The sequence below is a fragment of the Nocardiopsis sp. MG754419 genome, assembly GCF_018207095.1.
Taxonomy (GTDB): domain Bacteria; phylum Actinomycetota; class Actinomycetes; order Streptosporangiales; family Streptosporangiaceae; genus Nocardiopsis.
The window spans coordinates 21483-31289 of the sequence record NZ_QOCZ01000054.1 but is presented as its reverse complement, the minus strand read 5'-3'; the positions used below and the strand labels follow the sequence as shown (position 1 = coordinate 31289).

Sequence of the window (9807 nt, the reverse complement as noted above, 5' to 3'; positions counted from 1 at the left end):
CACCGACTCCGGCGGCCCCGTCCTCCGCGGCGAGGAAGGAGCCTGGGAACTGGCCGGCGTCATCAGCCGGGACGGCGACTTCGACGAGAACCCCCTCTGCGTGGGTCCGACGGTCTTCACCGACACCGTCGCGCACGTCGACTGGATCGACGACACCGTGACCGGGGGGTACACGAAGGCCGCCTCCTGATCAGGGCGGCACCGGAACCCGCGGGTGTGAGCGGGTGAAGCGGGACGGGGCACGGACCGATCGGTCCGTGCCCCGTCGACGTCGTCCCGGGAGGCCGGGAGGTCACGCGTCCGCGGCGTCGACGGCCACGCGGTGGTCCAGCAGGAGGTCCACGAACGCTGCGACACCGGTGTCCTGGCCGTCGAGGTCGCCGAGGTCGCCGAGGTCGCCGACCACCAGCGACGCGTGCCGCTCGGCCCAGGGTTCCTCCAGCGGGTACACGGCCGCGGGGTTGACGCCATGGCGTCGGACTGAACCGGTCGGGACCACCGCCCATCCCGCGCCCGTCCCGGCCACGGCGCACACGGCGGACAGCGAGGGCAGACGGACCCGGTAGGCCGGTCGCCCGTCCAGCTCCGCCACGCGCCGGTCGACCAGGTCCTGGAGCGGGTGTCCCTCGGTCAGTCCGATGAGCGGCACGTCCAGGAGCTCCCGCAGCGACACCGAGCGTGCCGGACCCGGCCGGACCGGACCGACGACCACCAGGTGGTCGTCCCACAGGCAGTACGTACGACGACCCGCCGGCGACGGATCAGAGGAGACCACGGCGAGGTCGGCACGACCGTCCCGCACATGGGCCAGGGCGGTCTCGCTGCTCGTCTCGGTCAGGGTCACCGCCACCCGCGGCAGTCGGGAGAGCGCCGAGGCCAGGAACTCGGTGAGCGCGTCCGTGGCCGAACCGTTGGTCGCCAACCGCACCCTGCTCCGCAGGTCACGGGCGTGGACGGCCATGCTCGACTCCAGGTCCCGGGCGCACCCGAGGAGCCCTCGCCCCTTCGCGACCAGCTCACGGCCCGCGGCGGTCGGCGTCACCCCCCGCCCGCCACGGTGGAGCAGACGTTGGCCGAAACGGCGTTCGAGCGCGCCGACGCGCACGCTCGCGGCGGAGAGCGAGAGGCCGCGGCGTTCGGCCCCCGCCGTGATGGACCCCGTGTCGACCACGTCGAGGAACAGCGCGAGATCGCGCAGGTCCAGCGTTCCTGCCTTCGTCTTCACCGAAGCCTCCTTCGTCAGAGCGCGATGCGGGGGGCGTGGCATCGAGCCGAGAATCACCGCGGGCCGAAGGGAACGGTCGCGGGCCGATCCGCGACCGTTCGGGACGGTCACGGGCGCTGCGGCTGCTCAGGCCCGGGGTGTCGGATCGGCGCAGGCCGGCGGTGGTGCGCGGTGGGATGCGCCCATCGTAGCCGGCCACCGGGCCCGTGGTGGTGGCCGCGCGGAGTCGGCGGTCCGTCCGCCCCGGACCGGGCTCAGGGTGAGCGCCGGAGCCCGGCCGGGCCCGCGGGTGGGCACCAGGCCGTGGACCACACGGCCGGTGGAAGGGACGTCGAGGAAGGGAGGACGGGCGCGCGACGGTGCCGTCCCGCGCCCGGGATCGCCACATGGAACTGCTGTGGATCCACTGGGCCGCCATCGTCGGTGCCGGCTTCCTGGCCGGTGTGGTCAACGCCGTCGTCGGTTCGGGAACGTTGATCACCTTCCCGGTCCTGCTGCTGTCCGGCCACCCCCCGGTGGTCGCCAACGTCTCCAACACCGTCGGGCTGGTGGGCGGCGGACTCGCCGGCACCTTCGGCTACCGGCGAGAGCTGCGGGAACACGGGGGCACCGCGCGTCTGCTCCTGCCCGTCTCACTCGTGGGCGGGATGGCCGGGGCCCTCGCCCTCCTGGTGCTGCCACCCCGGGCCTTCGCGATCGTCGTCCCCTTCCTGGTCGCACTCGGAGTGGTGCTGGTGGCGGTCGGGCCGTGGCTGCGCGGGCGCGGCGCCGCGCGGGCCTCGGAGCGCGGTGTCCTGGACGGAGGCCGTCGCGTCGTGGTCTGCGCGGTGGTCCTCCTGCTCGGCGCCTACGGAGGCTACTTCGGGGCCGCGCAGGGCATCCTCATCGTCGGGATCATGGGCCTGCTCACGCAGGCGTCCCTGCAGTCCCTCAACGGGCTCAAGAACCTGCTGGTGACGGGGGTGAACATCGTGGCCGCCGTCACCTTCCTGGTGGTGGCGCCCGACCTCATCGACTGGCGGGTGGTCGCGGCCATCGCCGCCGGTTCCATCGTGGGGGGCGCGGTCGGCGCCCGCGCGGGCCGAAGACTCCCGCCGTCACTGCTGCGTGGACTGATCGTGGTGGTCGGGGTGGTGGCCATCGCCGACCTGACCCTGCGGTGAACGACGGTCCGGGCCGGCGGACCCGCGCCCAAAGGTCCCGAAAGCACCGGCGGAGAAAGCGACCGAGAAAATTCCCCTTCACGTCGCACCGCGCCACGCCATTGTCTCTCGTACAGCACGCGGCACGAAATGCCCATGGGGTGAAGTGCGAATTCGCTGTCCGGAATCGGTCAGCAGAATCAATGACATCACCCTTTGCGCGCGATCCACTCCTCGTGTTCTTTTGTGAACTGGTAAGTCACCACACGAGCCGTGAAGGACGACGATGACCAACATCCCCCGGTCAGGTCCGAACAGACGCACCCTCCTACGCGGAGCCGCCCTCACCTCGGGCGCCGCCGTACTCGGCGGGGCACTCAGCACACTCGGCGCCACCGGCGTCTCCGCGCGTACGACCGAGGCCGCCGTGCGGGCGGCCGCACCGGAGCTGTACTGGCGTGGCGCCTGGAACGCCCGCCCCCCGAGCAGCCCCATCCAGGTCCTGGCGAACGCGCCGCGCTACATCGTGGTGCACCACACCGCGACGGCGAACAGCACCGACTACTCCCTCGACCACGCCCTGCGCCTGTCCCGGTCGATTCAGAATTACCACATGGACAGCAACGGCTGGATCGACACCGGCCAGCAGTTGACCATCAGCCGCGGCGGCCACGTCATGGAGGGTCGCGACCGCACCCCCGAGGCCATCGCCGCCGGTCAGCACGTCGTCGGCAGCCACGTGGCCAACAACAACAGCACGTGCATCGGTATCGAGAACGAGGGCCTGTACACCAGCGCGAGCCCGACCCAGGCGCTGACCAACGCTCTGGTGGAGACCCTGGCCTGGCTGTGCGGGGCGTACGGGCTCAACCCGAGCAGCGCGATCCTGGGACACCGGGACTTCAACGCCACCGCCTGCCCCGGTGACGTGCTGTACGGGATGCTCCCCGACCTGCGCAGCCGGGTCACCCGGACGATGCACGCTCTCGACATCCCCGTGAGCGCCGCTTCCGCGCCGGACGAGGACGGCCCCACCTACCCGCCGGTGCCCGAGGACGAACCGGAGCGCGAGTTCTACCACGGCCCGGCCCGAGGACCGGACGACTTCACCCGCTGACCGCCCGTAGAGGACATCACCCCGTTCGGTGTCCCTCTCACCCCACGATCGCGGTGCCCGCCATCCCCCGGTGGGCACCGCTTCCTCGTTCCCTCGGCCCGGAGCGGCCCGGGTCCGGTCCGGGGTCCGCTGAAGTCCTGCCGGCGGTACACCGTCCGACCGGCGTGCGTCGAGGCCGGAAGCGTGCCGCGCAGGAGGGCGATCACCGAGGCGAGGGATGACATCCGTCATGCCCGGCCCGTGCACGGCGCGGAAGGAACTCATGATCGGTGACACTCGGTCACGACAGCGCTCCGTTCTAGGTTCGGAGTATGGATCCCCACAGCGACCGTTTCGCCTCGCCGGCCCCCTCACGAGAGGCCGGTCCGCCCGGTCCGGGGCACGGGTCCCCGCCCCAGGGAACGGCGGGCCCACAGGTCGGGCCGCCGGCCCCGAGCACGCGCCGTCGCGGCCCTCGGCCGGTTCCGCCGGGGGTGGAGTACCACCGTGTGCTGGCCGGTGAGAAGCGCCGGATCGGGCGCGGTGTCCTCGCGATCGTGCTCTTGTTCGGCGGACTGTTCCTCTTCGGGGGTGTGCTGTCCGCGGCCGCCGAGGTCGTCGACGGCCTGCTGGGCAGGCCCGTCCCCGCCCAGGGTCGCGTCGAATACACGCCGGCCCTCCACGTCGCGGCGATGCTCTCGATCGCCCTGCTCATCCCGTGGAGCATGCTCATCCAACGGTGGCTCTACGGCGTGCGGGGCGCGTCGCTGCACTCGGTGGTGTCGAGCTTCCGCTTCGACGTGTTCGGACGAGCGCTCGTGTTCATCGGCCCCCTGTGGTTGGTCACCACGGTCCTTCTGACCATGCTCACGCCCAGGGAACAGACGTCGTGGTCGCACGGCGACCTGTTCGCCCTCTTCGCCTTCACCATCCTGCTGACCCCCCTGCAGTCGGCCGGCGAGGAGTACGGCCTGCGCGGACTCGTCTTCCGGGTCGCCGGAAGCTGGGGTCGGGGACGGCGCACGGGGCTCTTCCTCGGTGTCCTCGTCTCCAGCCTGGCGTTCACGGTCATCCATCTGTCGACCGACCCGTGGTTCAACCTCCTGTACTTCACCCTCGCCGTCAGCCTGGCCCTCGTCACCTGGCTCACCGGGGGCATCGAGATCGCCGTGGTGGTGCACGCGCTGAACAACATCTTCCTCTTCCTCCTCGACACCGTCCTGCGCCACGACCTGGGCGCGGTCTTCGAACGGGAGGCCGGCCAGGGGTCGCCCGCCGTGCTCGTGCCCTGCGTCAGCGTCCTCGTGCTCCTGGCGGTGGTGTGGTGGCGCACCCGCCGGACCGGACCGGCCCTGACCCCCGCGGGCGCACGGCCCACAGGGGCGTGACGGGACAATGAGGGCCATGAGCGACACACCCCTCGTCGGGGCGCGCAGGTTCGAGACCTACGTGCGCTGGACCACCTACGTGGCCGTCACGATCCCGGCCGGCACCCTCCTCCGGAGCATGGCCGGGGACCGGGAACCGACCGGGATGCCCCTCACCCTGTTGGCCACCGTGCTGGCGCTGTCCGTGGCCCTGTCCATCGGGAACATGATCGTCACCAAGTGGAGCATCGACGTGGTCGCCGGACGGCCGCGGCGCCTGCCCCTCACGGGTGTCATCGCGTGGGTGGTGGTGCTCATGGCCTTCGTCGGGGTGACCTTCCTGGTCCCGCTCCCCGGGATGGGCATGACGGTCGCGGCGGCGATCGGGGCGAGCGCCGCGAGCGTGGTGTCCGTCCTCGACTCGCGCCGGGCGATGCTGCTCAACGCGGCGGCACTCGCCCTCGCCGTCCCGCTCGTGGGCGTCGCGGACATCGTCCTCCTGCTGGTCGGGGCGTTCCTCATCACCGCGATCCTCTGGCTCTGCTGGGCGAGCGCGTGGATGCTCCGTGTGCTGCGGGAACTCCAGGCGGCGCACGAGGACCGCGCCGCGCTCGCGCTGGCGAACGAACGCCTGCGGATCTCACGCGACCTGCACGACGTGTTCGGCAGGACCCTGGCCACGATCGCGGTCAAGAGCTCGCTGGCCTCGGAACTCGCCGGCCGTGGTCACGGTGAACGCGCCGCGGCGGAGATCACCGAGGTTCGTCGGCTCGCGGAGGAGGCGGGTACCGAGGTCCGCCACGTCGTGCGCGGTGAGCTCGCCACGACCTGGAGCGGCGAGGTGTCGGGGGCGCGGTCGCTTCTGGGGTCCGCCGGGATCGACTGCGTGGTGACCGGCGACCCCGTACCCGAGGCGTGTGCGTCGACCCTGGCCATGGTCGTCCGTGAGGGCGTCACGAACGTGCTGCGGCACTCGTCGGCGACCCGGGTCACGATCGCGACCACGCACGAGGACGGTGAGGTGCTCCTGACGCTCGCCAACGACGGGATCGGGCCCACAGACGCCGCCCGGAACGGTGTGGGCACCGGGCTGCGCTCGATGACCGAACGCGTCGAGGCCCTAGGAGGGCACCTCACCACGCGTCGTGACGGAGACTGGTTCCTGCTCGACGCCATGATCCCGCTCCCGAAGGGGGACCCCGCATGACCCGCATCCTCGTCGCCGACGACGAACACCTCATCCGGGACGCCATCGTCGGCCTGCTCGACCTGGAGGACGACTTCGAGGTGGTGGGCCGCGCGGCGTCCGGTGACGAGGCGCTGGCCACGGCCCTGAGGGTCCGTCCCGACGTGGCGCTGCTCGACCTGCAACTGCCCGGGCCCGACGGCATCGAGGTGGCCCGGAGGCTGGCGACGGAGCTACCGGACTGCCGCTGCGTCATCGTGACCTCGCACGGGCGGCCCGGCTACCTCAAGGCGGCGCTCGCCGCGGGCGTGCGCGGTTTCCTGCCCAAGACCGTCTCCTCCAGCGCGTTCGCCGAGGTCGTGCGCAAGGTCGCCGGTGGCGGGCGGTACGTCGACCCCGAGCTCGCGGCGGAAGCGATCAGCGCGGGCGACTCCCCGCTCAGCCCGCGCGAGGCCGACGTGCTCGCCCTGGCGCGGGACGGCGCGCCCGTCGAGGAGATCGCCCGCCGTGTCTCACTCTCCCGAGGGACCGTGCGCAACCACCTCGCCGCCGCGATCGCCAAGCTCGACACCGCGAACCGGCACGAGGCCGCCCGTATCGCCGCCGAACACGGCTGGATCTGACCCCCGCCACTCCCCTGCTACCGCACGCGTGGGAGGTCCCGGCATCGTCGTGATCCGACGGGCACTGCCCTGTGGGAGAACAAGGACGACCATGTCCGGAAAGTAGGGGAGAGCATGATGCGCTCGGTGGTGTTCGACGTGGGAGAGACCCTCATCGACGACACCCGGGAATGGGCGCGGTGGGCCGACTGGATCGGTGTCCCCCGCCACACCTTCTCCGCCGTACTGGGAGCGGTGACGGCCCAAGGACGCGACAACGCGGAGACCTTCGACTACTTCCGTCCCGGCTTCGACCTGATCAAGGAGCGCCGGCGACGTGAGGATGCAGGCTTTGGGGAGCTCATCGAAGACGCGGACCTGTACTCGGACGTGAGAAAGGGGCTCGCGGCTCTACGAGACGCCGGACTCTGGGTGGGGATCGCCGGGAACCAGACCACCCGCGCCGCGGAACTCCTCCACCTTCTCGGCCTCCCGGTGGAGGCCATCGCCACATCCGGAGAATGGGGTGTGGCCAAACCCGACCCGGGTTTCTTCGACCGTGTCATGGCCATGGCTCCCGGGAAACCATGGGAGATCGTGTATGTGGGCGACCACCGTGACAACGACGTCCTGCCCGCGCGCGAGGCGGGGCTGCGAACGGCGCTGATCCGTCGCGGCCCTTGGGGGCACCTGTGGGCGGAGGATCCCGTGGTGCGGGCGCACGCGGACTGGATCATCGACTCGATCGAGGACTTGCCGTGCCTGCTCGCGGGCGAAGGCCGACGCAGGTTGCGGTGACGAACCGACTCTCCTGATGTGAGGGAGCACTGGTGTCCAGGAGAGGACCGGATGTCACGCGCGCACGGGGCAGCGGTCGTGCGGGGCGAGCGGATCGGGTCGGGAAGGCTCATCGACCCGACCGGGCGGACAGCCGTGGCGAGAGCATGCGTCCGACCGCACGCAGCAGGGCCCGGAATTCGGCCCCGTTCGGACGGACGCCCAGACCGGCGTACATGAGCGCGTTCCCGTACTCGGCCATGAGAACGATCCGTCCGTTCTCGATGTCGAACCGGGTCACATAGGTGTTGCGGTAGGGCCGACCCGTGCGGGCGACGACCATGTCGCCGACGCCGTGGAAGAAGAGTTCTCCGCCCTCGGGTGAGACGTGCCATGCGTGGTCGCGCCACAGCAGTGGGGTGAACTTGTCGAACAGCGCGCTCGTGTAGGCGAGCACCTCACTCTTTCCCTTCACGTCCGCGACGCAGAGGCCCCGTTTGCGACCTGTGACGATGGCCGCGACGCCATCCGGGGTCGTGGCGCCCTGGGCGTGCATGAACAACTGGCGTGCGTCGTCGGCCAGGGTGCGGGCCACGGCTTCGATGTCCTTGGCCTCGACGGCGCGGATGAACTCCTGGGCGATGTCGAGCCCGCTGTGGGCGGCGGGCGGCGTTCGTTGGTCGTTCATGAGGGTGTCCCATCGTTGCGTGTCATGTACGAGGATCCGGTTCAGGCGTCCCAGGCCAGTAGAGGTTCACCGAACTCCCTGGGGAGCCCGAAGGAGCCGAAGCGGGGCGTCCACCAACGCGTGAACGCGGACTCGTAGGCGAGGAGCCGCTCCGCGAAGGTGGACAGGTCGACGCCCTCGTCGAATTCGAGGTAGACGATCAACTCCGCTCCGCCGTCCTCATGGGGCTGGAGCCACATCCGTTCCCGGTGGTAACCGACCTCCCGAGCGCGGGCGTCGAGTCCGGGGAGGTGGTCCCTGTCCAGGGCGGCGAGGAGGTCGCGGAGCTCCTGGACGCGGTCCTCGGGGATCGGGAGGGTCCACGCTGTACTGGTCATGCCGTCTCCTGGGCCATGGGTGATCCGCCGCCCACTTCGGGCGATGCCGGTGAGCCGGCTGCGTTGACGATCATCCGGGAGGCCGCGTGGGCGAGGAAGGCCGCGTCGAGGGTGGTATCGCCAGGGCCAGGCTCGGCCGCCGGGCCACGGCACCCGAGGGACCGGGACAATGGTCGGTATGTCGAGCAGTGATCGGGCCGAGTTCGGGGCGTACCTGAGGCGGCTCAGGGCCGCGATGAGTCCTCCGGATGCGCAGGGCGGTGTGCGGACGTCCCGGCGCAGGGTTCCCGGGCTGCGCCGCCAAGAGGTCTCCGACCTCGCGGGCATGTCGGTGGAGTACTACACACGTCTCGAACAGGGGCGGGCGCCGCACCCGTCGCGCGAGATCCTCGACTCCTTGGCGCGGGCGTTCGCGCTCTCGGACGCCGAACGCGATCACCTGTTCCGTCTGGGCGGAGAGCCCCCGCCCGGACCGGCCTCGCCCGCCTCCGTCATTCGCCCCGGGTTGCTGCGCCTACTGCGGGGGCTGGACGACACGATGCCGGTCACCGTGCACGACGGTCGGCTCGACCTTCTCGCCCGCAACAGGGCGGCGGAGGAGCTGCTCGGCCCCTTGACCGGTGATGGTCGCTTCGAGCGCAATCTCGCCTACCAGGCCTTCACGACCGGCGTGCTGACGAACCTGCTCGGCGGCGATGGTGCGGCACGGTTCCTCCGGGCCGCGGCCTCGGAACTCCGCACGGCGCTCAGCAGGTACCCCGACGACGCCTACCTGCGTTCCCTGCTCGCCGAGCTCACAGAGAACAGTCAGAGCTTCCGCGACCATTGGCGACACGGAGAGGTCGGCACCGCGCGATCCGCGATCAAACAGGTGCGCCACCCGACCCACGGGTGGGCCCGCTTCGAGATCGAGATGCTCCACGACCCTGAGCGGGACCACTGGATCATGCTCTACACGCCCCAGGACGACGCGTCGTTCCTCGCACCGGACGGGCGGCCCGGTGAGGGTGCGATGTGAGGTGCGCGTCCCGGCGGCACCGTGATGCGCTGCACGGTTCCGATGTCACCCCCGCACTCACCGTCTTCCATAAGGAGCCTCACAACGGAGGCGGGGCGACCTGATCGCTCCGATCGACTCGGACCTGGCGAACGGTGAGAAGGAAGACGGCGCTGAGGACCCGATGACCGGCGACGGTCGATCGATTGCGGACCTGGATGTCGAGTACCCTTCGGCCACTGCCGGGGGAACCGGTTCGGTCGATCGCAGAGTGCACAGACGCCAAGACATCCGACTGCGCAGGGGAAACCTCTGCTCCGCGACCACTGTGGCATCCGGTAGGATGTCGA

10 protein-coding genes and 1 pseudogene are annotated in these 9807 nt (G+C 70.8%); 8 read left to right on the top strand and 3 right to left on the bottom strand.

Features of this window, described 5'->3' with window-relative positions; genetic code table 11:
- A pseudogene (locus DSY14_RS13010) lies at positions 1-190 on the top strand (serine protease); the annotation flags it as partial.
- Between the two features lie 102 nt (positions 191-292).
- On the opposite strand, the gene DSY14_RS13005 reads toward DSY14_RS13010, so the two are convergent.
- Positions 293-1225, bottom strand: coding sequence for a LysR family transcriptional regulator (locus tag DSY14_RS13005; RefSeq protein ID WP_211716789.1), 933 nt, complete (start codon positions 1223-1225; stop codon positions 293-295).
- Between the two features lie 386 nt (positions 1226-1611).
- Between DSY14_RS13005 and DSY14_RS13000 the strand changes: the two genes are divergently transcribed.
- The 6 genes from DSY14_RS13000 to DSY14_RS12975 all read left to right on the top strand — a co-directional run bounded on the left by DSY14_RS13000 (position 1612) and on the right by DSY14_RS12975 (position 7416).
- Complete coding sequence (locus tag DSY14_RS13000; protein ID WP_211716788.1) at positions 1612-2388, top strand: sulfite exporter TauE/SafE family protein; 777 nt, start codon at positions 1612-1614, stop codon at positions 2386-2388.
- Between the two features lie 265 nt (positions 2389-2653).
- On the top strand, positions 2654-3484 hold the full coding sequence (locus DSY14_RS12995) for a peptidoglycan recognition family protein (RefSeq protein ID WP_211716787.1): 831 nt from the start codon (positions 2654-2656) through the stop codon (positions 3482-3484).
- Positions 3485-3972: 488 nt separating this feature from the next.
- The gene (locus DSY14_RS12990) at positions 3973-4851 is read left to right on the top strand and encodes a CPBP family intramembrane glutamic endopeptidase (protein ID WP_307851209.1); all 879 of its coding nucleotides are present in this window, start codon (positions 3973-3975) and stop codon (positions 4849-4851) included.
- 16 nt (positions 4852-4867) lie between these two features.
- Positions 4868-6037 (top strand): sensor histidine kinase, encoded by a 1170-nt coding sequence (locus DSY14_RS12985; protein ID WP_211716785.1) that lies wholly within the window; start codon positions 4868-4870, stop codon positions 6035-6037.
- Entirely contained in the window at positions 6034-6639 is a 606-nt protein-coding gene (locus DSY14_RS12980; protein WP_211716784.1) for a response regulator transcription factor, read from the top strand. Before DSY14_RS12985 ends, DSY14_RS12980 begins: the two co-directional genes overlap by 4 nt.
- A gap of 114 nt (positions 6640-6753) precedes the next feature.
- The gene (locus tag DSY14_RS12975; RefSeq protein ID WP_211716783.1) at positions 6754-7416 is read left to right on the top strand and encodes an HAD family hydrolase; all 663 of its coding nucleotides are present in this window, start codon (positions 6754-6756) and stop codon (positions 7414-7416) included.
- 109 nt (positions 7417-7525) lie between these two features.
- Here DSY14_RS12975 and DSY14_RS12970 read toward each other — a convergent pair whose 3' ends face one another.
- Together DSY14_RS12970 and DSY14_RS12965 are read right to left on the bottom strand one after the other, a co-directional pair.
- The gene (locus tag DSY14_RS12970) at positions 7526-8083 is read right to left on the bottom strand and encodes a nuclear transport factor 2 family protein (RefSeq protein WP_211716782.1); all 558 of its coding nucleotides are present in this window, start codon (positions 8081-8083) and stop codon (positions 7526-7528) included.
- 41 nt (positions 8084-8124) lie between these two features.
- Complete coding sequence (locus DSY14_RS12965; protein WP_211716781.1) at positions 8125-8460, bottom strand: hypothetical protein; 336 nt, start codon at positions 8458-8460, stop codon at positions 8125-8127.
- A gap of 178 nt (positions 8461-8638) precedes the next feature.
- On the opposite strand from DSY14_RS12965, the gene DSY14_RS12960 reads away from it, so the two are divergent.
- Positions 8639-9478 (top strand): helix-turn-helix transcriptional regulator, encoded by an 840-nt coding sequence (locus DSY14_RS12960; RefSeq protein ID WP_249187799.1) that lies wholly within the window; start codon positions 8639-8641, stop codon positions 9476-9478.
- Positions 9479-9807 lie beyond the last annotated feature (329 nt).

Bases quoted from the DNA above. Each gene is read 5' to 3' on its own strand.
- DSY14_RS12995 (WP_211716787.1), top strand. From the start codon at position 2,654: ATGACCAACATCCCCCGGTCAGGTCCGAACAGACGCACCCTCCTACGC.
- DSY14_RS12975 (WP_211716783.1), top strand. From the start codon at position 6,754: ATGATGCGCTCGGTGGTGTTCGACGTGGGAGAGACCCTCATCGACGAC.
- DSY14_RS12985 (WP_211716785.1), top strand. From the start codon at position 4,868: ATGAGCGACACACCCCTCGTCGGGGCGCGCAGGTTCGAGACCTACGTG.
- DSY14_RS13000 (WP_211716788.1), top strand. From the start codon at position 1,612: ATGGAACTGCTGTGGATCCACTGGGCCGCCATCGTCGGTGCCGGCTTC.
- DSY14_RS12980 (WP_211716784.1), top strand. From the start codon at position 6,034: ATGACCCGCATCCTCGTCGCCGACGACGAACACCTCATCCGGGACGCC.
- DSY14_RS12960 (WP_249187799.1), top strand. From the start codon at position 8,639: ATGTCGAGCAGTGATCGGGCCGAGTTCGGGGCGTACCTGAGGCGGCTC.
- DSY14_RS12965 (WP_211716781.1), bottom strand. From the start codon at position 8,460: ATGACCAGTACAGCGTGGACCCTCCCGATCCCCGAGGACCGCGTCCAG.
- DSY14_RS12970 (WP_211716782.1), bottom strand. From the start codon at position 8,083: ATGAACGACCAACGAACGCCGCCCGCCGCCCACAGCGGGCTCGACATC.